This window comes from Microbacterium sp. NPDC064978, assembly GCF_044543605.1.
GTDB classification, from domain to species: domain Bacteria; phylum Actinomycetota; class Actinomycetes; order Actinomycetales; family Microbacteriaceae; genus Microbacterium; species Microbacterium meiriae.
The window spans coordinates 141,078-162,540 of sequence record NZ_JBITWF010000002.1; the positions used below are offsets into that span (position 1 = coordinate 141,078).

Consider the following 21,463-nt stretch of genomic DNA (forward strand, 5'->3'; position numbering starts at 1 on the left):
GCTAGAGTCGAGCGTACGACTGTGGGGGTCGTCGGACGGCAGGGGATGGCCGTCCTCTCAGTGACGCCGCCACGAGCATCGATGTTTCACGAGGGGGACATATATGAAGGGCATCATTCTGGCGGGCGGCTCGGGCACGCGGCTGCACCCCATCACGCTGGGGGTCTCGAAGCAGCTGATCCCGGTCTACGACAAGCCGATGGTGTACTACCCGCTGTCGACCCTGATGCTCGCCGGGATCCGGGAGATCCTCATCATCACGACGCCGCACGACGCCGCGCACTTCGAGCGGCTGCTGGGAGACGGCTCCCAGTTCGGCGTCTCCCTGTCCTTCGCGCAGCAGGAGTCGCCGGACGGCCTCGCCCAGGCGTTCACCATCGGCGCGGACTTCATCGGCGACGACAGCGTCGCGCTGGTCCTCGGCGACAATCTGCTCTACGGGCCGGGCCTCGGCACGCAGCTCAAGCGCTTCGCGGACATCGACGGTGGCGCGGTCTTCGCGTACTGGGTGGCGGAGCCGGAAGCCTACGGAGTCGTGGCGTTCGACGCCGACGGCCAGGCCGTCTCCCTGGAGGAGAAGCCCGCCGCCCCGCAGAGCAATTACGCGGTGCCCGGCCTGTACTTCTACGACAACGACGTCATCGAGATCGCTCGCAACCTGGCGCCCAGCGCTCGCGGGGAGTACGAGATCACGGACGTGAACCGGGCCTACCTCGAACGGGGCAAGCTGCAGGTCGAGGTCCTCCCCCGCGGGACAGCGTGGCTGGACACCGGGACCTTCGACCAGATGACCGACGCCGCCGACTACGTGCGCACGATGGAGCGCCGCACGGGGATGAAGATCGGCGTGCCGGAGGAGGTCGCCTGGCGTCAGGGCTTCCTCGACGACGAGGCGCTTCGGACGCGCGCGGAAGCCCTCGTGAAGTCGGGCTACGGAACCTACCTGCTCGGACTGCTCGAAAGGGGCGCTCGATGACCCGCCTGCTCGTGACCGGCGGCGCCGGCTTCATCGGATCGAACTTCGTGCACCACGTGGTCGCGCACACGGACGCGCACGTGACCGTGCTGGACAAGCTCACCTACGCCGGCAACCGCGCCTCGCTCGCGGGTCTCCCCGCCGACCGGGTCGAACTCGTCGAGGGGGACATCGCCGACGCCGCGCTCGTCGACAGCCTGTTCGCCCGGACCGACGCGGTCGTCCACTATGCCGCCGAGTCCCACAACGACAACTCGCTGCACGACCCGCGGCCGTTCCTCGACACCAACATCATCGGCACGTACACGCTGCTGGAGGCCGCCCGTCGGCATGATCGCCGGTTCCACCACATCTCCACCGACGAGGTGTACGGAGACCTCGAGCTCGACGACCCGGCACGGTTCACGGAGCAGACGCCGTACAACCCCTCGTCGCCGTACTCGTCCACGAAGGCCGGCAGCGACCTGCTCGTGCGCGCCTGGGTGCGCTCGTTCGGCGTGCAGGCGACGATCTCCAACTGCTCGAACAACTACGGCCCGTACCAGCACGTGGAGAAGTTCATTCCGCGCCAGATCACGAACGTGCTGCGCGGGATCCGACCCAAGCTGTACGGCGCCGGACAGAACGTGCGCGACTGGATCCATGCCGACGACCACTCCTCGGCCGTCCTCACGATCCTGGAGAAAGGCGAGATCGGCCAGACGTACCTGATCGGCGCCGACGGCGAGAAGGACAACAAGTCCGTCGTCGAGCTGATCCTCACGCAGATGGGCCAGCCCGCCGACGCCTACGACCACGTCACGGACCGCGCCGGTCACGATCTGCGCTACGCCATCGACTCCACGAAGCTGCGCACCGAGCTCGGCTGGGCGCCGCGGTTCTCCGACTTCGAGTCGGGCCTCGCCTCCACCATCGAGTGGTACCGCGCGAACGAGGACTGGTGGGCGCCGGCCAAGGACGCCACGGAGTCGTTCTACGCCGCCCGGGGGCAGTGATGACCGCGTTCAGCAAGGCGCTCACGATCACCGAGACGCCGATCCCCGGCCTGCTCCTCGTCGACCTCCCGGTGCACGGTGATGCCCGCGGCTGGTTCAAGGAGAACTGGCAGCGCGAGAAGATGGTCGCCGCCGGCCTTCCGGACTTCGGTCCCGTGCAGAACAACATCTCGTTCAACGACGCGATCGGCACCACCCGCGGCATCCATGCCGAACCGTGGGACAAGTGGGTCTCCGTCGCCACCGGCCGGATCTTCGGCGCCTGGGTCGATCTGCGGGCGGGCGAGACCTTCGGGCGCGTCTTCACGGCGGAGATCGACCCGTCGCGCGCCATCCTCGTGCCTCGCGGCGTCGGCAATTCGTACCAGACGCTCGAAGCGGACACCGCCTACACCTACCTTGTGAACGACCACTGGTCGCCGGACGCGGCGTACTCCTTCCTCAATCTCGCCGACGAGACGGCGGCCATCGCGTGGCCGATCCCGCTCGACCAGGTCGAGATCTCCCCGAAGGACCGGGCGCATCCTCGACTGGCCGACGTGACCCCGATCGGCCCGCGGAAGACCCTCGTCGTCGGGGCGTCCGGTCAGCTCGGCCTGGCGTTGCGGGCGGCTCTCGGGGACGCGGAGCACGTCGAGTACACGACCAGGGAGACGCTCGACCTCCGTGACCCCGAGCTGGCCGTCGCACGGCGCTGGCGCGACTACGGGACGATCTTCAACGCGGCCGCCTACACGGCCGTCGACCACGCCGAGACCGCGGAGGGGCGGGCCGAGGCCTGGGCGGCGAACGTCACGGGCGTGTCCGCGCTCGCCCGCATCGCGACCGAGAACGGCCTCACGCTCGTGCACGTGTCCAGCGACTACGTGTTCGACGGCACGAAGGACGGCCCCTACACCGAGACGGACGAGGTCCGGCCGCTCGGTGTCTACGGGCAGACGAAAGCGGCGGGGGACGCGATCGTCGCGACCGTGCCCCGTCACTACATCCTGCGGACCTCCTGGGTGATCGGCGACGGCCGCAACTTCGTGCGGACGATGGCCTCGCTGGCGGAGCGGGGCATCGCGCCGCGGGTCGTCGGCGACCAGATCGGGCGGCTCACCTTCACGGCGGACCTCGCCGCGGCCATCCGGCACCTGCTCGACGTCTCGGCGCCGTTCGGGCTCTACAACGTGACCGGGGGCGGCGAACCGCGCTCCTGGGCCGACATCGCCCGCGCGGTCTACCGGCTGACCGGGCACGACCCGGCCGCGGTCACCCCGGTGACGACGGAGGAGTACTTCGCCGACCAGGCCGGACCGATCGCGCCGCGTCCGCGCAACAGCGTCCTGGACCTCGCCCGGATCACGGCCACCGGCTGGACGCCGAGGGATGCGGATGCGGCCCTCGCGGACTACCTGTCCGCCGACGACGCCTAGAGCTCGCCCGGCTTCATCGCCTCCGCGTCGATGGCGCGGATGATGCGCAGGGTCGCGGTGTCCGGCTCCGGCTCACCCGCCGCCTCCCGCTCCTCCCGTCGCCGACGGGGCGCGTACACGACGAGCGAGTGGAAGAGGAAGCGGGCGAAGAACGCCACGACGAGCGAGAGCGCCGTGGCGAGCACGCTGGAGATGTGCCACGTCTCGACCATGAGCGCCATCACCGGGATGCGCAGGGCCGCCTCGACGTTGTTGAACGTGAACGAGGCCGCGAAGCGTGCCGCGGCGCTGCGGGCGCCGGTGCGCATGTCCGCGAAGACGAACCGCTCCTGCAGCAGGAAGTTGCCCACGATCGTGACCTCGGCGCCGATGATCGCCGCCCACACGTAGGGCACGCCCGCGGCGGTCAGCGCCCACATGATCGCGAGGTTCGCGATGGCGCCGAGGACGCCGATCGCGGCGAACAGGGACATCTTTCCGAAGCGCAGCCGTGCCAGGTGGGCGATGAACGTGGCCCCCTGCCGGAGGCTCGCCTTCGAGGTGCCGTGCCGGCGTTCACCGAACTCCATCGGGACCTCCGCGATCCGCAGATCGGTGCGGGCGAGGATCTCCAGGAGGATCTTGAAGCCCTGCGGCCGCAGGGCGGCGAGATCGAGTCGCCGCCGGTCGACGAGGAAGAACCCGGTCATCGGATCGGTGCTCCGGGCGAGCCGCCGCGGGAACATCGCGCGGGTCAGCCAGGTGGCGGCGCGGGAGACGCCGAAGCGCACGGCCGTCCCGAGGCCGCTGGTGTCTCCGCCGCCGATGTAGCGGGAGGCGGCGACGACGTCCGCGTCGCCGCCCGCGTACCGGTCCAGCAGGGTCGGCAGGAGCTCCGGCGGATGCTGGAGGTCGCCGTCCATCACGATGCAGACGTCGCCGTTCGCGGCCCCCAGGCCGACGACAACCGCGCCGCCGAGGCCCCCGACGTTGTCCGCGCGATGGAGCACCCGGACCGCGATCGGGGCGTCGGCCGCGAGGCGCTCCACCTCGGCCGCGGTGTCATCGGTGCTGTCGTCGATGAAGAGGATCTCGGCGTCCCTTCCCGCCAATGCCGCCGCCGTCCGCTCCACGAGTTCGGCGACGTTGTCGCGCTCGTTGTACGTCGGCACGATGACCGTGACCCCTGCCCCCAACGTGGTCCCCTTCGTTCCGCAGCCCCATCGGCTCCGGCATCCATCGTTCCATGGGTTCCTATGGGCCGCAGGACATGTTCCTGCTAGAGTGTCGTCTGCGGCTGTGGGAGTCGCGACGAACGGGTGGGGATCCGTTCGACTGGGGAATGATCGATCTGGGGAGATCATGGGGACGCGTATCGGCTATGCCGTCGGAGCTTTCGACCTGTTTCACGTCGGGCACCTCAATCTGCTGCGGCACGCCAAACAGCACTGCGACATCCTGATCGCCGGTGTGGTGAGCGACGAGATGCTGCGTCAGGTCAAGGGGATCGAGCCGGTCATCCCGACCGCCGAGCGTGCCGAGATCGTGCGGCACATCTCCTTCGTCGACGACGTCTACGTCGAGACGACGCCGTCGAAGATGGACTCCTGGCGCGACGTGCGCTTCACGCACTTCTTCAAGGGCGACGACTGGCGCGGCACCGAGAAGGGCCTGCGGCTGGAGAGCGAGTTCGCGGAGGTGGGCGTCGAGGTCGTCTACTTCCCGTACACCGCGCACACGTCGAGCTCGGCGCTCCGCCGCGCGCTCGACGCGATCACCGCGAACGCCACGGCGTCGGTGGTCGGCGCGACCCGCTGAAGCCGGCGTCGGTCAGTTCGCGACGCCGAGGAGGCTGCGTGCCATCCGCGCCACGTGCGGCGGGGTGTGCGGGCCGAGCCACACCGTCCAGTGCTCCGGGGGCTCACTGCACGTCCACTCCAGGCACCACGCGTAGACGGCGTTCGCGAGACGCTCGCCGCGGGCATGGGCGCGCGGCCCCTCGGCGCGCAGGAGCCAGCGGACCGAGACCCCCTGGGGGACGTCGATGTGCCGGAACTGGATACGGGCCGCCGCCTCGATGAGGATGACGCCGTGCGCATCCCACGGGAGCCGGGACGCGACGCGAGCGATGGCTCCGACATCGGCGGCGTCCCCGGCGATGAGGACGGCTCCCTCCATCGCTTCCCAGTCCGGATCCTCGAGGTGCTCGCACGCGCTGCTCATGCCTCCACTATAGGTAAGGCTACCCTTACCATCAAGAGCCGCTAGTCCTCCGCGACGGCGCTCGTCAACACCTTTACCCGGACGGCGCCACGCGTCATCCTGAGTCCGTGAGCAGTGAGAGGATTCGACGCACGCCCGCCGGACGCCACCTGGTCGGCGCCCTGGTCGGCCTGATCGTGGCCGCAGCCCTGAGCGGGTGCGGAGCGACGGTCCCCGCAGACCCGGACGGCACCCTGGACCGAGTCACGGGCGGAGAGCTGCGGGTCGGCACCTCGCCCGACCCCGGCCTGGTCGAGACAGACGGCGGCCGGCCCCACGGGCCGGTCGTCGCCCTCGTCGACGGCTTCGCCGCGAGCCTGGACGCCCACGTCACCTGGACGGTCGCGACCGAGGAGAGCCTGGTGGGCATGCTGGAGACCGGCGACCTCGATCTCGTCGCCGGCGGCCTGACCCCGGACACCCCGTGGATCGACAAGGCGGGCGTGACCCGCGGCTATCCCGGGATCGAGGGCGCGGGCGATCGGGAGCTCGTGATGCTCGTCCCCCTGGGCGAGAACGCCTTCCTCTCGGCCCTCGAGACCTACCTCGACGGTGAGGTCGATCGATGACCGAGACGAAGCGGTTCGGGCGTACCGAGCTCCCCGACGAACAGCAGCAGGCGACCCGGAAAGCCGTGCGCTGGGAGATCTTCACGATCGTCTACACCTCGATCACGATCACCGTGATCGCGCTCGTCGTGGGCGAGTCCCAGGCGATGCGCACGGCGTGGATCGAGGACATGCTGTCCCTGATCCCGCAGTTCGCGTTCCTTCTCGCCCTGGTGTTCGTGCGGCGCCGCCCCACCCGGAAGCACCCCTACGGCCTGCACCGCGTGATGGGCGTCGGGCACCTCGTCGCCGGTGTCGCGCTCCTCGCGGTCGGCCTCAACCTCGCCGTCGAGGCCGTCGCCGGACTCCTCCGGGGGGAGCACCCGACCATCGGCACGGTGCAGCTGTTCGGGCAGACGATCTGGCTCGGTTGGCTCATGGTCGCCGTCATGGCCGTCGTGATCGTCGGACCGGTGTTCTTCTACGGTCCGGCCAAGGCCAAGCTCGCTCCCGTCCTGCACAACAAGCTGCTCTACGCCGACGCCGACATGGCGAAGGCGGACTGGCAGACGACGGTCGCCTCGATCGTCGGCGTGCTCGGTGTGGGCGCGGGAATCTGGTGGCTCGACGGCGCCGCGGCGCTCTTCATCTCGCTCGGCATCATCTGGGACGGCTTCCGCAACACGAAGACGGCGATCGTCGATCTCATGGATCAGCGGGCCCGCACCTTCGACAGCGCGGAGCCGCATCCGCTGGCCCGCGATGTCGTCTCCTACCTGCGCAGCCGCCCCTGGGTGGATCAGGCTGCCGTGCGCATGCGGGATCAGGGCCAGGTGTTCCACATCGAGGCGTTCGTGGTGCCGCATCATCGTGGCGTCCGCACGGCCGACCTGACCGCCGCGTCCGAGGGCATCGCCGACTTGGACTGGAAGGTGCAGGACGTCGTGATCATCCCGGTCGAGGAGCTGCCCGCCGAAGCGGACCCCGGGCGATGAGCGCCGCCGACGAGGCGCTGTTCCCCGGCTTCACGACCACTCGGATCCCGACCTCCGAGGCGGACATCCTCGTCCGTCACGGTGGCTCGGGACCGCCCGTGGTGCTCCTGCACGGTCACCCCCGCACCTCGGCGACGTGGCATCGGGTGGCTCCCCTGCTCGTCGAGCGCGGCTTCACCGTGATCTGCCCCGACCTGCGCGGCTATGGACGCTCCCGCGGCCCGGCGCCCACCTCCGATCACTCGGCCCATTCCAAGCGTGCCGTCGCCCGAGACATCCGCGCCGTCGCCGAGAGACTCGGTCACGAGCGCTTCCGCCTTGTCGGGCACGACCGAGGCAGCTACGTCGCGCTCCGGCTCGCCCTCGATCACCCGGCGACCGTGGAACAGGTCGCGCTGCTGGACTGCCTGCCGATCTCGGAGCACCTTCGCCGCTGCGACGCGACCTTCGCCGTGCAGTGGTGGCACTGGTTCTTCTTCGCCCAGCCGGACATCCCGGAGCGCGTCATCGGCGCGGACCCGGAGGCCTGGTACGCCCCCAAGGCCGACCCGGCGACGATGGGCGCGGCGAACCATGCCGAGTTCCTGCACGCGGTGCGGCAGCCGTCGGTCATCCGGGCGATGCTCGAGGACTACCGCGCCGGTCTCACGATCGACCGCGCACACGAGGAGGCGGATCGCGCCGCCGGGCGCCGACTCGCGATGCCCGCGCTCGTGCTCTGGTCGGAACGCGACGATCTCGAAGAGCTCTACGGCGACCCTCTCCGCATCTGGCGGGACTGGGCCGACGATGTCCGCGGCCACGGCATCGACAGCGGGCACCACATGGCGGAGGAGGCGCCAGAACCTCTCGCCGCCGCACTGGCGGGCTTCTTCGGAGCCGCCCCTCCCCCACGGACGTAGGCTGGAGGCATGACCAACCCCGCCTCCGACACCATCACGATGTTCGGCGCCGACTGGTGCCGCGACTGCATCCGCACGAAGAAGCAGCTCGACGAGCTCGGCGTCGCGTACACCTACGTCGACCTGGTCGCCGACCCCGACGCCGCCGACATCGCGAAGGACATCTCCGGCCGCACGAACATCCCCGTCGTCGTCTACCCCGACGCCTCGCACCACGTCGAGCCGTCGAACGCCGACGTGGAGTCGAAGCTGCGCGAGCTCTCGCTCATCTGATCGTCTCGCCACTCGGCGGATCTCCGCGCGGACGCCTAAGCTGAAAGCCCGTTCGAAGGAGACGCCGATGACTTCTGCGCCCACGACAGCGCCTGCCGTTCCCGCTCTCGGGGAAGGCGAGGCGGAGCGGCTCGACGCCGCCGTCGCCGACCTGCAGACAGGGACGTCGGTGTGGGCCGCGCTCACCGTGGCGCAGCGCGCGACGCTGCTCCGGCAGGTCCGCACGAGCGTCGCCGCGACGGCCGAGGACTGGGCGACGACCGCCGCCGCCTCCAAGGGCCTGGACGCGCGGCATCCGCTCCGCGGCGAGGAGTGGCTGAGCGGTCCGTACAGCGTCCTCGGGGCGCTCGACGCCTCGATCGCCACGCTGACCCGGATCGCGAACGGGGCCAATCCACTGGACGGCATCCGGGTCGACCGGGCGCCCGGTGGCCGGGCACGCGTGCATGCCTTCCCTCTCACCGGCATCGACCGGTTCCTGCTGTCCGGATTCACCGGCGAGGTCTGGCTCGAGCCGGGGACCACGCCGAACGCCGCCAGGGCGGGTGCGGGTCTGGCCCAGCGCACGCCGACGGTGTCCGGCGGCGTGGGCCTCGTGCTCGGCGCCGGGAACGTGACCTCCATCCCCGTGCTGGACGTGCTGTACGAACTGCTCGCCCACAACCGCACCGCCCTGCTGAAGGTGAACCCCACGCAGGACGCCCTGGTCCCCGTCTACAAGCGCGCGCTCGCCCCGCTCATCGAGCCCGGACTGCTGCGGATCGTGCGCGGGGGCCCGGCGGCCGGCGCGTATCTCACCCAGCACCCGGGCCTCGCGCACGTGCACATCACCGGCTCGGCGGCGACGTTCGACACCATCGTCTGGGGGCCGTCCTCCGGTGAGGGCGCGGCGGCGACGAAGCGCCGCCGCCGCGAGAACCGCCCGCTGCTGAAGAAGCCCATCACCGCCGAGCTCGGCGGGGTCTCCCCCATCATCGTCGTGCCCGGGAAGTGGACGGCCGCCGACCTCGCGTATCAGGCCGAGCACATCGCGACCATGCGGCTGCAGAACAGCGGCCACAACTGCATCGCGGGGCAGGTCGTCATCCTCTCCGCCGACTGGGACCAGGCCGACGACTTCCGCGCCGCGCTGCGCCACGCCTACGCCACCGCTCCGGAGCGCCCCATCTGGTACCCCGGCGCCCCCTCCCGCATGCAGGCCGCCACGGACGACTACCCGGACGCGCTCGTGCTCGGGGACCGGCTCCTCGTCGAGATCGACGGCGATGAGGACCCCGCCGCCCTGGAGAGCACGGAGTACTTCGCCCCGGTCCTCGGCGTGGTGAGCCTGCCGGGCACCGGCCAGGAGTTCCTCGACGCCGCGGTCGCCCACGCGAACGAGAAGCTGCAGGGCACGCTCGGCGCGAACCTGCTCATCGACCCGGCCACCGAGAAGGCACTCGGCAGCGGGTTCGAGCGGGCGCTCACCGCCCTGCACTACGGCTCGATCGCGATCAACGGGTGGACCGCCTTCGGGTTCATCACCCCGACCCTCACCTGGGGCGCTTTTCCCGGCGGCACCATCGACGACGTCGGCAGCGGCATCGGCGTCGTCCACAATGCCCTGCTGCTGGATCGGGTCGAGCGCTCCGTGCTGCGCGGCCCCTTCCGACCGTTCCCGCGCTCGCTGCCCGTGGCCAACGGCGGCGGACGCCTGACCATCCTCCCGAAGCCGCCGTGGTTCGTCTCCTCCCGCACCGGCGCGGCCGTGAGCGAGGGTCTCACCCGCCATCGCGCGGACGGCGGCGCCGTCGGCCTCGTGAAGACCCTGATGCGCGCGCTCCGCGCCTGAGGGGACGCGTCAGGCCTCGGGCCGGAACCGATCGGTCGCGGCGCGGAGAGCCGCGCGGATGCCGGGTTCGGCGGCGGAATGGCCCGCATCGTCGACCACCTGGAAGTCGGCTTCCGGCCAAGCCCGGTGCAGGTCCCACGCCGTCATCATCGGCGTGACCACGTCGTGGCGGCCCTGCACGATCACGGTCGGGATGTGCCGGATGGCGTCGATCCCGGCGAGCAGCTGTCCCTCGGCCCACCAGCCGCGGTGCACGAAGAAGTGGTTCTCGATGCGTGCGAAGGCGACGGCACGGCGGGGATCGGCCATCGCCGCGATCTGCTCCGGGTCGGGGCGCAGGGTGACGGTCGCCGCCTCCCAGGCCGCCCACGCGAGGGCCGCCGGTTCGTGGACCGCCGGGTCCGGATCGAACAGCCGCCGGTGATACGCCTCGATCATCCGCGAGCGCTCCAGGACCGGGATCGGCGCGATGAAGTCCTCCCACAGGTCGGGGAACAGCGCCGCCGCCCCGCCCTCGTAGAACCATTCGAGCTCGGCGCGACGCAGGGTGAAGATGCCGCGCAGGATCAGCTCGGAGACGACATCCGGGTGGGCCTGGGCGTAGGCGAGCGCGAGGGCGCTGCCCCAGGAACCGCCGAACACCTGCCACGTTTCGATGCCGAGGTTCTTGCGCAGGAGCTCGAGGTCGGCGATGAGGTGCGCGGTGGTGATGTGCCGGAGATCGGCCTCCGGTTCCGCGGCGGACGGCGTGCTGCGGCCGCACCCGCGCTGATCGAGCAGGACGATCCGGTACGCGTCGGGGTCGAAGAACTTGCGCTGCCACGGGGAGGTGCCGCTGCCGGGGCCTCCGTGGAGGAACACGACGGGCTTGCCCTCGGGGTTGCCGCTGATCTCCCAGGCCACGCGGTGCCCGTCGCCGACGAGCAGCACTCCGGTCTCGTACGGCTCGATGGGCGGATAGAGCCCTTCGGTCTTCGTCATGTTCGGTCCCCCAACCGGTCGTGCGGTCCTGCCGTGTCCACGTTATCTGATACCGGCGGGACCACCGGGCCTACGGGTCGAGCTGATCGGCGGGGAGGGTGAACACCTGCCCGCACGCATCGAGCCCGTTCTGGTATCCCTCCGCGAACCAGCGCTGACGCTGCTCGCTGGAGCCGTGGGTCCAGGTCTCCGGGTTCACCTGCCCGGACTGCTCCTGGATGTGATCGTCGCCGACGGTCGACGCCGCGTTCAGGGCGTCGCGGATCTGCTCCTCCGTCGGCTTCTCGAGGTACGGATCGCCGTCGGCGTCGGTCTGCTCGGTCGCGCGGCCGAGCCAGCCGCCGGCGTAGCAGTCGGCCTGCAGCTCCATGCGCACGCCGTTGCTGCCGGGACCCGTCCCGTTGTTCGGGTACCGCTCCATCGTCCCGATGATGTTCTGGATGTGGTGGCCCCACTCGTGCCCGACGATGTAGAGCTGCGCGAGGTTCCCGGCCGAGGCCCCGAACTGCTGCTGCATGAGCTGGAAGAACGTGGGGTCGATGTAGACGGTCTCCTCCGGCGGGCAGTAGAACGGGCCGACCGCGTTGGAGGCGGTGCCGCACTGCGTGGAGGTCGCTCCGTCGACGACGATGAGCTGCGGAGCCTGGTACCCCTCCACGTTGTCCTCCCAGAAGGCGTCGAGCGCGAGCTGCGCCCCCGCCATGCGGCAGTCGACGTTCGCGTTCGCGTCGGCACCGGTGTCGCAGTTCTCGATGGCCGAACCACCGGCGGGTTCGCTCCCGCCCCCGGGCGCGCCACCGACGAGTCCACTCAGGTCGATGCCCAGCAGGGGGCCGGCGATGAGGGCGAGGAGGGCGAGCACGCCGACGCCGGAACCGCCCGCGATCGCCGCCGTGCGTCCGCGGCGGCGCGTGGTGTTGCGGGAGAGGTCGGCGTCGGGATTGAACGTCATGCGTCGAGGGTACTCCGCGCGCCGACACCCTGACGGACGTAGGCTCGTGGCATGGCCACCACGATCACCATCACCGGCGCGGGCGGACAGATCGGCTACGCGCTCCTCTTCCGCATCGCCGCCGGCGACATGCTCGGTCCGGATGAGAAGGTGCGACTGCGGCTGCTGGAGATCCCGCAGGGACTCGGCGCTGCGGAGGGCGCCGCTCTGGAGCTGCAGGACGGCGCGTTCGACCTGCTCGAGCACGTGGAGGTGACCGACGACCCCGCGGTCGGCTTCGACGGCTGCGACCTCGCGCTGCTCGTGGGCGCGCGCCCCCGCGGTCCGGGCATGGAACGCGGTGACCTGCTGGCCGCGAACGGCGGCATCTTCGGGCCCCAGGGCGCCGCCATCGCCGCGAACGCCGATCCCGGGGTCCGCGTGACCGTGGTGGGCAACCCCGCGAACACGAACGCCCTGATCGCCTCGGCGGCGGCCGACGGCGTGCCCGCCGACCGCTTCACCGCACTCACGCGGCTGGACGAGAACCGGGCACGGGCCCAGCTCGCCCAGACGCTCGGCGCCCCCGTGCACACGGTGCGGCGGGTACCGATCTGGGGCAACCACTCGGCCACGCAGTTCCCCGACGTGTCGCACGCGACCGTCGGCGGGAAGCCCGTGCAGGACGCCCTGGAGCGGATCGTCGGCGACGTCCCGGCGTGGCTGGACCGGACGTTCATCCCCCGGGTCGCCAAGCGCGGCGCGGAGATCATCGAGGTCCGCGGGTCGTCCTCCGTCGCCTCCGCCGCGAGCGCGACGATCGACCATGTGCGCGACTGGGTCCGCGGGACCGAGGACTGGACCTCCGCCGCCGTCGTCTCGCGCGGAGAGTACGGCGTTCCGGAGGGGCTCGTCTCCTCGTTCCCCGTGCAGTCCGTCGACGGCGAGTGGCGCATCGTGGAGGGCCTGGAGATCGACGACTGGGCCCGCACGCGCATCGACGCCTCGGTCGCGGAGCTCGTGGAGGAGCGGGAGGCGGTCCGTGCCCTCGGACTGCTCTGATCCGGTCGCCGCGGGACGCCCCGGCAGGGCAGAATAGAGGGCGGAGGTACGGGATGAGCGACACGATGGACCCGGCGGGCACGACGCCGTCTCTCGACGATGCGCTGACGAGCCCGCTCCACCTCCCGCACGACGCAGCAAAGTGCCCGAAGTGCTTCACGGAGCTGCAGCAGAACCGCAACTTCTGGACCGCGCGTCCCGCGGGCTCCCGCCTGGTCGGCCTCGTCGTCGCTCGTGAGGGCATGCCGTCGGTCGTCGAGCAGCGCGCCGACCTCACCCGTTTCGGCGTGCCCATCGAGGGCTTCCGTCACCCGGCGCCGGACATCCTGGAGAGCTGGAACGACCGCCTCGCGCGGCTCATCTCGACGCTCCGGACCGGAGACGTGGTCGTGGTGGCGAACATCCGGGCCCTGGGGCTCGACGCCGAGGAGGGCGCCCGCACGGTCGCCGAGCTCCGGCAACACGGGATCATCGTGAAGGTCCTCGGCCACGAGGCGCGTCATCTCGCCGACGCCGCCGGCGCGCGCTGAGAGGCGCCGCTAGAAGTCCCCGGACCGCAGACGGGCGAGCGTGCCCGCGCCGATCTCGGCACGGACGTCGGGACGGTTCGCGTAGAAGGTGACGAGTTCGGCCAGGAGCACCGGGTCGCTGGCGAGATCGGCCGCCGCCCACGAGGACTGCTGAGCGGTCGACGTCCGCAGTACCACGCGGTTGCCTTCCACGCCGGCGCTGACGACCTCCTCCCATGCCACGGCCACGTTGTTGCGCGGGATCCGGAGCTGCAGCCCGTCGGGGCGCAGCGTCAGGCGATGGGCGGAGGGAGCCCGGAACCACGACCGGATGCCGGCGATCGTCATGATCAGCGCGACCACCGGGAGGAGGAGCAGGGTGAGGAGCGGCAGTCGGTCCGCGGGCACCGTGAAGATGCTCCATGCCCACGCCGCGAGGAGCAGGGCCCCCACCGGCGCGAGGGCGCGCAGCGGCCAGACGATCCCCGCGGCCCCGCCGAACGCGATCGCCGGACCGTCGACGACCGGCCGGACGACTCGGACCCGTGAGACGCGGGCGTGGGCCACCATCAGCCAGACGCCGACGGCGACGGCCGCGAGCACACCGATCCCCAGTGCCTTCATCGCCGGAGCCGGATCGGCGAACAGGATCAGGCTGAACAGCAGGACCACGATGGCGAACACGACGCCGAACACCGTGAGCGCCGTGGTCGCGCGCTGCTGCCCGTCCCACCCCGGATGACCGGGTACCCAGATCGTCTCCGGAGAGGTCGACTGCTGCTGACCTGTCACCCGAACAGTCCCTTCCACGCCTTGCCGATGTTGTGCCCGGCGTCGCCCACGAAGTCGGTCGTGTTCTCCCAGGCGTCCTCCGCGAAGTCCGTCGTGGCGTCCCACGCATCCGCCATGCCGGCGTCGATCGACTCCCGGACGTCCTGCGGGACCCAGTTCTCGTAAGCCCACACCGCACCGGCGCCGACCGCCACCGCGGCCCCGCCGACGACCACCGCCGTGCCCCAGACCGGGAGCGTGACGACACCGGCCGCCGCGAGCGCGGCGACACCGGCAGCCGCAGCCGCGCCACCCGCCGCACCGCCGATGATCTCCACCGCGGTGGACGAGGGGTCGTCGCCCGACGACATCGCCGAGCCCAGATTCCAGGCGTCGACGCCCCAGCCGATGAACGGCACCGCCCGACTCGCGCGAGAGAGTCCGCGGGCCAGATCCTCAGCCTCGTCCGCCGCCCACCGCATGCCGGTGGGGTTGGCGGCCTCGGCAGCGGCCTTGACGGCGGGATTGCCGGAGCGCAGCTCGCGAACGAAGTCCGATGCTCCGAGACGCAGATCCTCCGCGTGGGAGGTGAGCTCGGCCGCCGTCTCCGCCCACGCCAGGCCCTGGCCCTCGAGGTAGATCTTCGGGACCTCGCCGCTCGCCTCACGCAGACCGGACAGGATCCTGTCCGCCGTGGACTGGCTCGGCATGGTCCCGAGGAAGCCGTCGAGGTTCTCGCTGATCCAGACTTCGAGCTCGCCCCACCAGGAGCCGACGTCGGCCGCGATCTCGTTGTACAGCTCGATGCGGTCGAGGTGCTCCTGCCACTCGTCCCAGTAGGGGTCGTCCCTCGACGTGGGGCACACCGGGATCAGGGACACCGGCCGGCCGATGATCATGCCGTTGACCGGAAGCCCCGCCGCCCGCGCATTGTCGCGGTGCGTCGCGAAGTCCTCCTTCATGCGCCGCAGCTGCCCGGCGTACGACCGGAGCTTCTCGGCGGCGTCACGGGCGAGGTCCTTGATCTCCTTCGCGGCGTCGGTCGTGCGCGAGAGGATCGTGACGTAGTCGTCCGCCGACTCGCCGAACCAGTGCCCGCGCACGCCGGTCGGGATGAAGGTCGTGACGTTGGAGGAGACGTCCGCGGCGTCCTTCAGGTCGGGGTCGAGCCAGTCCGCGGCCGCCTGCACCTGGTCGGCGTCGCCGTATGTGGTCGTGTCGATCGTCATCAGAGGTCCTCGACGATGGCCGCGACCGGGTCGAGCTGGTCGATCACGTCCTGCTCGTTCGTCTCCGCGTCGTCGGCGATGGCGCGGACGATCTCTCCCAGGGTGCCGTTGATCCGGTACAGGGCGTCGACGCCCTCCCCCACCCGCTGCATGATGGCGGCGACCGTGTCGGAGGCGAGTCCGCCGTCGACGGCCGTCGGAATGCCGGAGAGCTTCGTCTCGATGAGCTCGACCGCCTCCTCGTGCATGTCCGCATGGACGGCCATCACCTCCGGGTCCATCGCGATGCGGCTCATGCGATGGCTCCGTTCCGGCGGTAGGACGCGGGCACGTCGAGGTCGAAGATGACGACGTCGTAGGGCTGCGCCTCCTTGATCTGACCGAGCTCCTCGGTGCGCACCAGGACCCAGGGCTGCCGCTCGCCGGCGAGCTCCAGCAGCCGGTCCAGGGCGGTGTAGGCGAGCAGCGCACGCCGCCCGTCCTTCAGCTCCCGGATCTCGACGAGCTGCTCCTCCGGCGTCGACGTCACGCTCAGGGGCAGGTACAGCACGGGTGGGACCATCGGCACTGCGGCCGGCGTCGGTTCGAAGGTCATCTCGGTCTCTCCTCGGTTGTCACTCGTAGCTCGGCGGCACCCACAGCAGCTGCGCGGAGACGAGGCCCCGATCGCGGCTGACGATCTGCGCACGGCCGGGGATCGCGGGAACTGCCTTCACCTTGCCGATGAGCTGGCCCTCCTCGGGGCTGCCCGAGAGCAGGATGCCGGTCGCACCCAGGTCGGTCATGCGCTGGATGATGGGATCGTACGCGGCGCGGCTCGCTCCGCCGGTGCGGCGGGTGAGGATCACGTGGAGGCCGAGGTCGGCCGCCTGCGCGAGGAGCGGCGCGAGGACCGCGACCGGGTTGCCCTGCGAGGTCGCCACGAGATCGTAGTCGTCGATGAGGACGAACCCTTCCGCGCCCTTCCACCACGACCGGCTGCGGAGCTGGTCGGGCGTGACGTCGGGTCCCGGGATGCGGCTGCGGAAGAACTGGGCGAGCTCGTTCATCCCGCCCTCCGTCATCTCGTGCGACGTGAGGTAGGCGCCGAGGTACTCCTGCGGGATCTCGCCCAGGAGGGCACGACGGTAGTCGACGACGAAGATCTTCGCCTCGGTCGGCCCGTACAGGCGCGTGATCTCGTGCACGACGCCGCGGAGCATCGACGACTTGCCGGAGTCCGCGTCGCCGTACAGGTACAGCAGCGGCTCGGCGACCGGATCGATCGAGAACGGGGCGAGGTTCGCCTCATCGATGCCCAGCAGGAGTTCGCGGGGCTCCGTGCCGTCCGGCGACTGCGCGGCCGCCACGGCGCGCAGATCGGCATGGCTGATGCGCGAGGGCAGCAGCCGCAGCTTGGGCCCCGCCGGTCCGTGCCACGCCGCCGCGACCCGTGCCACGAGGTCGTCGATCCCGTCGGCGAGGCTCGACGCGTCGTCCACCCCGTCGACGCGGGGCAGCGCCGTGAGCATCTGCAGGCCGCGGTCGTTGAGGCCGCGGCCGGGGATGGCCGTGACGTTCTCCGCCGCCTTGCGGTTGACCTCGGAGTCGGTCGGGTCGCCCAGGCGCAGCTCGATGCGGGTGCCGATGAGGTCCTTGATGTTCGCCCGGATCTCCATCCAACGCGCCGCCGTGATCACGACGTGGACGCCGTAGGTGAGACCCCGCGCGGCGATCGCCTGGATCTGCGGCTCCAGCATCTCGAACTCGGCGCGCAGCGTGCCCCAGCCGTCGACGATGAGGAAGATGTCGCCATAGCCGTCGTCGGTGAGACCCTGCGAACGGCGCTGACGGTACGCGTCGATCGAGTCGATGCCGTGCTGCCGGAAGTACACCTCGCGGGCGTTCAGCAGGCTGGTGACCTCGGCGACCGTACGGCGGACCACGTCCGGCTCGGAGCGGGTCGCGACGCCGCTGATGTGCGTGAAGTCCTGCAGGCCGGTGAAGCTGCCGCCGCCGAAGTCGATGACGAAGAACTGCACCTCCTGGGGCGTGTGGGTGAGAGCCAGGGCAGCCACCGTCGTCCTCGCGAGCGTGCTCTTGCCGCTCAGCGGCGCGCCGACGATCGCCATGTGGCCGGCCGCGCCGCCGAGGGAGATTGCAAGGTTCTCGCGGCGCTGCTCCAGCGGCACGTCGACGATGCCGAGCGGGACCGTGAGCGCCCCCGCACCCCGCCAGCGCGGGGAGACGAGCCCGAGCGACGGGTCCTCGACGAGGTCGCCGAAGAGCTGGTCGAGGGTGGCCGGCGTCACCAGCGGCGGCAGCCACACCTGGTGGGCCGCGGGGCCGCGTCCCTTCATGGACTCGACCGCGATCTCGAAGGTGTTGCGCTTCTCCTCCGGTTCGGCGTCGACCATGACCTCCGGCTCGTCGACGGGTGCCTCCGCCCGCCACACCGGCGCGGCGGTGAACAGCTCGACCGCCGTCGAGCCGGTGCTCTGGCCGGAGCCGCCGGACGACGCCCGCCGGCGACGACGCGGCGGGGGGCCAGACACGTACGCGGCACGGAACTGCGTCATCGTCTCGGTGTCGGACTTCAGGATGCCGGCGCCCGGCTGGGTGGGCAGGTGATAGGCGTCCGGCACGCCGAGGACCGTGCGGGACTCGGCCGCCGAGAACGTCCGAAGACCGATGCGGTACGAGAGGTGCGTGTCGAGGCCGCGCAGCTTTCCCTCCTCGAGCCGCTGGGAGGACAGCAGCAGGTGGACCTGCAGCGAGCGGCCGAGGCGGCCGATGTTGACGAACGTGTCGACGAACTCCGGCTTCGCCGACAGGAGCTCGGAGAACTCGTCGGCGACGATGAGCAGGGCAGGCAGCGGCGCCAGATCGGTGCGTCCGCCGCGACGCGCCTTCTCGTAGTCGGCCACGTTGGCGAACGGGCCGGTGGCCCGCAGCAGCTCCTGTCGGCGCACCATCTCGCCCTGGAGCGCGTCCTGCATGCGGTCGACGAGGGAGATCTCCTCACCGAGGTTCGTGATGATCGCCGAGACGTGCGGCATGTCGGCCATACCGGCGAACGTCGCACCACCCTTGAAGTCGACGAGCACGAAGTTGAGCTGCTCCGGCGAATGGGTCATCGCGAGGGCCAGCACCAGCGTGCGGAGCACCTCCGACTTCCCGGAGCCGGTGGCGCCGATGATGAGGCCGTGCGGGCCCATACCCTGCTGCGCCGATTCCTTGATGTCGAGGATGAGCGGGCTGCCGTCCTCGGTCTGGCCGATCGGCACGCGGAGCCGATCGCGCTCCAGGCGCGGTGCCCACGCGGCGTCGAGGTCGAGGTCGCGCACGTCGGGCAGGCCGACGAGCTCGACGAGCTCGGCCTGGCCGGTCGCGCTCTTCTTGCTGGCGATCGCGGTGCCGCCCGAGTACAGGGCGATGAGCCGACGGGCGGTCGCCTCCGCCTCGACGATGGTGATCGCATCGGCCTCGAACGGCCGTGCGGGCACCTGCAGGCTGACGAGCTCGGCGCGTGTGCTCGCACCGCCGGTCTCGAACGCGATGCGCAGGGCGTTCGGGTCGTCGAGGTCGCTCCAGCGGGCGGGGAGGTCGATCACGGTCACGCCCTGCACGCCGTCACCGGTGACGAGGGCGTCGTTGAACGACGTCGTGGCGCCGTCCGTGACGATGACCACATGCGGCGTCTTCGGTCCGGAGCCGTCGCGGGCGAAGCGCGAGCGCTCACGCACCTCGGGCGGCAGCATGTCCTCGAGCTCGGACAGCTGCGAGCCGATCATGCGGGCGGCGCCGAGGCCGTCCCGCACGGTGCGTGAGTGCGTGTGTGGCAGCCACTTCGCCCACTCCCATTGCGGGAGCACGCCGGTGTCCGCGGCGATGACGATCTGCAGCACGTCGGGGTCGTGCATGGTGGCCGCATGCCGCAGCATGGCTCTCGCCAGCGCGCGGGTCTCGTCCTCGTCGCCGGTGATCTCGATGCGGGCGTAGTCGCGGAGGGTGACGCCGAGCGGGAGGTTCTTCTGAACCTCGTGCGTCAGCATGAAGCGGTGCGCGGCCGAGGCGGCGACGGGGTCGAGCTGCGCCAGTGGCGGGAGCTCCGGGGCTTCGAGCGTGACGCACAGCGGCTGATCGGTGACGCCCACGCGGACCGACAGGAAGTCGGGGTCGTTGACGCCGCGCTCCCAGACGCGGGTGCGCTCCTCCGCGAGGTACGGCAGGGTCGACGGGGCGGGCAGGTGCCAGTTCGCGGAGCGGCGCTGCTGTCGGGCGGCGACGCGGACGGTCTGCCGCAACTCGGTCAGGTACGCCAGATACTCGCGGCGGGCACCGAGCGTGGCCGCCTGCCGCTGGGAGCGCTGCCGCCAGCCGTTGACGGCGACGAAGCCGAGCGAGGACAGCAGGAACATGCCACCGGTGAGCAGACCCGTGACGGACTGGTTCGACATGGTGACCATGACGATCGCGCCGACGCTGCCGAGCATGGGCAGCAGCGACCCGAGGATCCCGATGCCGCCGTCGTTCGGCTGCAGCTCCGGCGGGGCCTGGACCGGGAGCCTCCCGGAGGGGACACGGGGCGGGGCGAGACGGGGTCCTGTCATGCTCTCTCTCCGGCGCTGCTATCGGTGCCCAGCAGAAGGCTGATGGTGAAGCTGCGGTTGCCCATGCGGACACGGTCGGCGTCGTCGAGGAGCACGCGCTCGCCCGCGACCAGCTCGGTCGTCTGGCCGTCGTCGCTGCGGACGTCGGAGCCGTTCGTGGAACCGAAGTCGGTGACCCAGGTGCGGCCGCGGGAGTGCTCGATGCGCAGATGGGTCTTCGAGACCGACGCGTCGGGGTCGGTGACGACGATGAGGCGGTCGTCGTGGGCGCTGGCGACGGGGCCGCGCCCGAGGTTCGCGGCCACGGGGAGGGCGAGCTGCACCCGCTGACCCGTGTCGAAGATGAGCAGCAGCGCCCCGGTCTCGGGGGCAGGGGCCGGGGCCTCGGCACCCGCCTGCGACCCGGGCGCCGGGGCGACGGTGAAGAGCGGCCGGTCCGATCCGGGTGCCGCCGGTTCCGGAGCCTCGGTGCGGCGGGAGGCCGCGCGGGCGTCGGTGGGCTGGGAATCCTCGTCCACGACAGACGGCGACGCCACCAGCGGCACGACCTGCGGCGGAGCGAGCGGAGCGGCCTCCACCGCGGCGGGAGTCGGCGGAGCCTCGACGGCCGCCTTGGCGGGCACGGCGACCACGACGGTGCCGGCCACGCGGTCGGCCCAGGACTGCCGTCTGCCGCCGCGATCCCAGGCGCTGGAGGCGACGACGACCCAGCTGCCGACGGCCACGAGGAAGCCGGCACCGGTGATGATGCCGCGGACGAACTGGCGCCCGATCCCCGGCGACCACGGCCGGTCGGCGCGGGCACTGCGCAGGCGCAGCACGGCGTTGCCGAGGGTGAGGCCGGTCCGCGCCTCCAGCACCCAGAGGAACAGGGCGAGCTCGAAGACGGTGAGGCCCGCGAGCAGCACGCTCTGGGTCAGCACGAGGACGACGGCGGACGCGAGGAACACGGCGGCCGCGTCGAGCGTGAAGGCCGCGATCCGCTGGATCGTGCCCGCCGGGGCTCCGCGGAAGGCGGGGCCGAGTCCCTCGGCCGGCCGAGGGACGGTGCGTCGCGACGAGGCGATCGGCGTGGGCGGTGCGGGCGTCTGGCGGAGCGGCGTGCCGTCGACGCCCGGGGGCGCCGCGATCAGGGCGGGCGGCAGCGCGGGGATCTCCCCTGGACGGTCTCCGCCGGGCGCCATCGGCGGGATCGGACCCCCGCTCGGC

Annotated in this window: 21 protein-coding genes; 11 read left to right on the plus strand and 10 right to left on the minus strand. The window is 71.3% G+C overall.

Going from position 1 to position 21,463, the window contains the following annotated elements; all coding sequences use genetic code 11:
- Window positions 1–103 precede the first annotated feature (103 nt).
- Genes rfbA through ACIGJI_RS07660 form a run of 3 tightly spaced genes read left to right on the plus strand, consistent with a single transcriptional unit; the run spans window position 104 to window position 3,389 of the window.
- The gene (gene rfbA / locus ACIGJI_RS07650; protein ID WP_187663186.1) at window positions 104–976 is read left to right on the plus strand and encodes a glucose-1-phosphate thymidylyltransferase RfbA; all 873 of its coding nucleotides are present in this window, start codon (window positions 104–106) and stop codon (window positions 974–976) included.
- Complete coding sequence (rfbB, locus tag ACIGJI_RS07655) at window positions 973–1,971, plus strand: dTDP-glucose 4,6-dehydratase (RefSeq protein ID WP_187663185.1); 999 nt, start codon at window positions 973–975, stop codon at window positions 1,969–1,971. Before rfbA ends, rfbB begins: the two co-directional genes overlap by 4 nt.
- Window positions 1,971–3,389 carry a bifunctional dTDP-4-dehydrorhamnose 3,5-epimerase family protein/NAD(P)-dependent oxidoreductase gene (locus ACIGJI_RS07660; RefSeq protein WP_363444782.1) on the plus strand — a complete coding sequence of 473 codons (1,419 nt, stop codon included), beginning with the start codon at window positions 1,971–1,973 and terminating at the stop codon, window positions 3,387–3,389. Before rfbB ends, ACIGJI_RS07660 begins: the two co-directional genes overlap by 1 nt.
- Here the strand turns inward: ACIGJI_RS07660 and ACIGJI_RS07665 are convergent.
- Complete coding sequence (locus ACIGJI_RS07665; protein ID WP_363444784.1) at window positions 3,386–4,564, minus strand: glycosyltransferase; 1,179 nt, start codon at window positions 4,562–4,564, stop codon at window positions 3,386–3,388. The genes ACIGJI_RS07660 and ACIGJI_RS07665 overlap by 4 nt on opposite strands.
- A 166-nt stretch (window positions 4,565–4,730) precedes the next feature.
- On the opposite strand from ACIGJI_RS07665, the gene ACIGJI_RS07670 reads away from it, so the two are divergent.
- Entirely contained in the window at window positions 4,731–5,186 is a 456-nt protein-coding gene (locus tag ACIGJI_RS07670) for an adenylyltransferase/cytidyltransferase family protein (RefSeq protein ID WP_187663183.1), read from the plus strand.
- A gap of 12 nt (window positions 5,187–5,198) precedes the next feature.
- Here ACIGJI_RS07670 and ACIGJI_RS07675 read toward each other — a convergent pair whose 3' ends face one another.
- The gene (locus ACIGJI_RS07675; RefSeq protein WP_363444786.1) at window positions 5,199–5,591 is read right to left on the minus strand and encodes an SIP domain-containing protein; all 393 of its coding nucleotides are present in this window, start codon (window positions 5,589–5,591) and stop codon (window positions 5,199–5,201) included.
- A gap of 107 nt (window positions 5,592–5,698) precedes the next feature.
- On the opposite strand from ACIGJI_RS07675, the gene ACIGJI_RS07680 reads away from it, so the two are divergent.
- The 5 genes from ACIGJI_RS07680 to ACIGJI_RS07700 all read left to right on the plus strand — a co-directional run bounded on the left by ACIGJI_RS07680 (window position 5,699) and on the right by ACIGJI_RS07700 (window position 10,179).
- Complete coding sequence (locus tag ACIGJI_RS07680) at window positions 5,699–6,199, plus strand: hypothetical protein (RefSeq protein ID WP_363444788.1); 501 nt, start codon at window positions 5,699–5,701, stop codon at window positions 6,197–6,199.
- Window positions 6,196–7,173, plus strand: a complete 978-nt coding sequence (locus ACIGJI_RS07685; protein ID WP_363444790.1) for a cation transporter — start codon at window positions 6,196–6,198, stop codon at window positions 7,171–7,173. The genes ACIGJI_RS07680 and ACIGJI_RS07685 overlap by 4 nt, the downstream gene beginning before the upstream one ends.
- Window positions 7,170–8,075, plus strand: coding sequence for an alpha/beta hydrolase (locus ACIGJI_RS07690; RefSeq protein ID WP_363444792.1), 906 nt, complete (start codon window positions 7,170–7,172; stop codon window positions 8,073–8,075). The genes ACIGJI_RS07685 and ACIGJI_RS07690 overlap by 4 nt, the downstream gene beginning before the upstream one ends.
- A gap of 9 nt (window positions 8,076–8,084) precedes the next feature.
- Window positions 8,085–8,348: a glutaredoxin domain-containing protein gene (locus ACIGJI_RS07695; protein ID WP_071327714.1), complete on the plus strand. Its 264-nt coding sequence runs from the start codon at window positions 8,085–8,087 to the stop codon at window positions 8,346–8,348.
- A gap of 67 nt (window positions 8,349–8,415) precedes the next feature.
- On the plus strand, window positions 8,416–10,179 hold the full coding sequence (locus ACIGJI_RS07700) for an aldehyde dehydrogenase family protein (protein ID WP_363444794.1): 1,764 nt from the start codon (window positions 8,416–8,418) through the stop codon (window positions 10,177–10,179).
- Window positions 10,180–10,188: 9 nt separating this feature from the next.
- Here the strand turns inward: ACIGJI_RS07700 and pip are convergent, their stop codons facing one another.
- Together pip and ACIGJI_RS07710 are read right to left on the minus strand one after the other, a co-directional pair.
- Entirely contained in the window at window positions 10,189–11,160 is a 972-nt protein-coding gene (gene pip, locus ACIGJI_RS07705; RefSeq protein ID WP_363444796.1) for a prolyl aminopeptidase, read from the minus strand.
- Window positions 11,161–11,230: 70 nt separating this feature from the next.
- Entirely contained in the window at window positions 11,231–12,112 is an 882-nt protein-coding gene (locus ACIGJI_RS07710; protein WP_363444798.1) for a neutral zinc metallopeptidase, read from the minus strand.
- 51 nt (window positions 12,113–12,163) lie between these two features.
- On the opposite strand from ACIGJI_RS07710, the gene ACIGJI_RS07715 reads away from it, so the two are divergent.
- Both ACIGJI_RS07715 and ACIGJI_RS07720 read left to right on the plus strand, forming a co-directional pair.
- Window positions 12,164–13,153, plus strand: coding sequence for a malate dehydrogenase (locus ACIGJI_RS07715; protein WP_363444800.1), 990 nt, complete (start codon window positions 12,164–12,166; stop codon window positions 13,151–13,153).
- 53 nt (window positions 13,154–13,206) lie between these two features.
- Window positions 13,207–13,683 (plus strand): dehydrogenase, encoded by a 477-nt coding sequence (locus ACIGJI_RS07720; protein ID WP_363444802.1) that lies wholly within the window; start codon window positions 13,207–13,209, stop codon window positions 13,681–13,683.
- Between the two features lie 9 nt (window positions 13,684–13,692).
- Here ACIGJI_RS07720 and ACIGJI_RS07725 read toward each other — a convergent pair whose 3' ends face one another.
- The 6 genes from ACIGJI_RS07725 to ACIGJI_RS07750 are packed head-to-tail and all read right to left on the minus strand — an operon-like array spanning window position 13,693 to window position 21,438.
- On the minus strand, window positions 13,693–14,454 hold the full coding sequence (locus ACIGJI_RS07725) for a hypothetical protein (RefSeq protein ID WP_259952731.1): 762 nt from the start codon (window positions 14,452–14,454) through the stop codon (window positions 13,693–13,695).
- Window positions 14,451–15,662: a hypothetical protein gene (locus ACIGJI_RS07730; RefSeq protein WP_187663174.1), complete on the minus strand. Its 1,212-nt coding sequence runs from the start codon at window positions 15,660–15,662 to the stop codon at window positions 14,451–14,453. The genes ACIGJI_RS07725 and ACIGJI_RS07730 overlap by 4 nt, the downstream gene beginning before the upstream one ends.
- The gene (locus ACIGJI_RS07735; RefSeq protein WP_062635420.1) at window positions 15,662–15,958 is read right to left on the minus strand and encodes a hypothetical protein; all 297 of its coding nucleotides are present in this window, start codon (window positions 15,956–15,958) and stop codon (window positions 15,662–15,664) included. The genes ACIGJI_RS07730 and ACIGJI_RS07735 overlap by 1 nt, the downstream gene beginning before the upstream one ends.
- Window positions 15,955–16,257: an SAV_915 family protein gene (locus ACIGJI_RS07740; RefSeq protein ID WP_363444804.1), complete on the minus strand. Its 303-nt coding sequence runs from the start codon at window positions 16,255–16,257 to the stop codon at window positions 15,955–15,957. Before ACIGJI_RS07740 ends, ACIGJI_RS07735 begins: the two co-directional genes overlap by 4 nt.
- Window positions 16,258–16,276: 19 nt before the next feature.
- On the minus strand, window positions 16,277–20,254 hold the full coding sequence (gene eccCa / locus ACIGJI_RS07745; RefSeq protein WP_366244173.1) for a type VII secretion protein EccCa: 3,978 nt from the start codon (window positions 20,252–20,254) through the stop codon (window positions 16,277–16,279).
- Window positions 20,251–21,438, minus strand: a complete 1,188-nt coding sequence (locus ACIGJI_RS07750) for an FHA domain-containing protein (RefSeq protein ID WP_363444808.1) — start codon at window positions 21,436–21,438, stop codon at window positions 20,251–20,253. Before ACIGJI_RS07750 ends, eccCa begins: the two co-directional genes overlap by 4 nt.
- Window positions 21,439–21,463: the final 25 nt, after the last annotated feature.

Coding starts and splice junctions, on each gene's coding strand:
- rfbA (WP_187663186.1), top strand. CDS start 104: ATGAAGGGCATCATTCTGGCGGGCGGCTCGGGCACGCGGCTGCACCCC.
- rfbB (WP_187663185.1), top strand. CDS start 973: ATGACCCGCCTGCTCGTGACCGGCGGCGCCGGCTTCATCGGATCGAAC.
- ACIGJI_RS07660 (WP_363444782.1), top strand. CDS start 1,971: ATGACCGCGTTCAGCAAGGCGCTCACGATCACCGAGACGCCGATCCCC.
- ACIGJI_RS07670 (WP_187663183.1), top strand. CDS start 4,731: ATGGGGACGCGTATCGGCTATGCCGTCGGAGCTTTCGACCTGTTTCAC.
- ACIGJI_RS07675 (WP_363444786.1), bottom strand. CDS start 5,591: ATGAGCAGCGCGTGCGAGCACCTCGAGGATCCGGACTGGGAAGCGATG.
- ACIGJI_RS07685 (WP_363444790.1), top strand. CDS start 6,196: ATGACCGAGACGAAGCGGTTCGGGCGTACCGAGCTCCCCGACGAACAG.
- ACIGJI_RS07690 (WP_363444792.1), top strand. CDS start 7,170: ATGAGCGCCGCCGACGAGGCGCTGTTCCCCGGCTTCACGACCACTCGG.
- ACIGJI_RS07695 (WP_071327714.1), top strand. CDS start 8,085: ATGACCAACCCCGCCTCCGACACCATCACGATGTTCGGCGCCGACTGG.
- ACIGJI_RS07700 (WP_363444794.1), top strand. CDS start 8,416: ATGACTTCTGCGCCCACGACAGCGCCTGCCGTTCCCGCTCTCGGGGAA.
- pip (WP_363444796.1), bottom strand. CDS start 11,160: ATGACGAAGACCGAAGGGCTCTATCCGCCCATCGAGCCGTACGAGACC.
- ACIGJI_RS07710 (WP_363444798.1), bottom strand. CDS start 12,112: ATGACGTTCAATCCCGACGCCGACCTCTCCCGCAACACCACGCGCCGC.
- ACIGJI_RS07715 (WP_363444800.1), top strand. CDS start 12,164: ATGGCCACCACGATCACCATCACCGGCGCGGGCGGACAGATCGGCTAC.
- ACIGJI_RS07720 (WP_363444802.1), top strand. CDS start 13,207: ATGAGCGACACGATGGACCCGGCGGGCACGACGCCGTCTCTCGACGAT.
- ACIGJI_RS07730 (WP_187663174.1), bottom strand. CDS start 15,662: ATGACGATCGACACGACCACATACGGCGACGCCGACCAGGTGCAGGCG.
- ACIGJI_RS07735 (WP_062635420.1), bottom strand. CDS start 15,958: ATGAGCCGCATCGCGATGGACCCGGAGGTGATGGCCGTCCATGCGGAC.
- ACIGJI_RS07740 (WP_363444804.1), bottom strand. CDS start 16,257: ATGACCTTCGAACCGACGCCGGCCGCAGTGCCGATGGTCCCACCCGTG.
- eccCa (WP_366244173.1), bottom strand. CDS start 20,254: ATGACAGGACCCCGTCTCGCCCCGCCCCGTGTCCCCTCCGGGAGGCTC.
- ACIGJI_RS07750 (WP_363444808.1), bottom strand. CDS start 21,438: ATGGCGCCCGGCGGAGACCGTCCAGGGGAGATCCCCGCGCTGCCGCCC.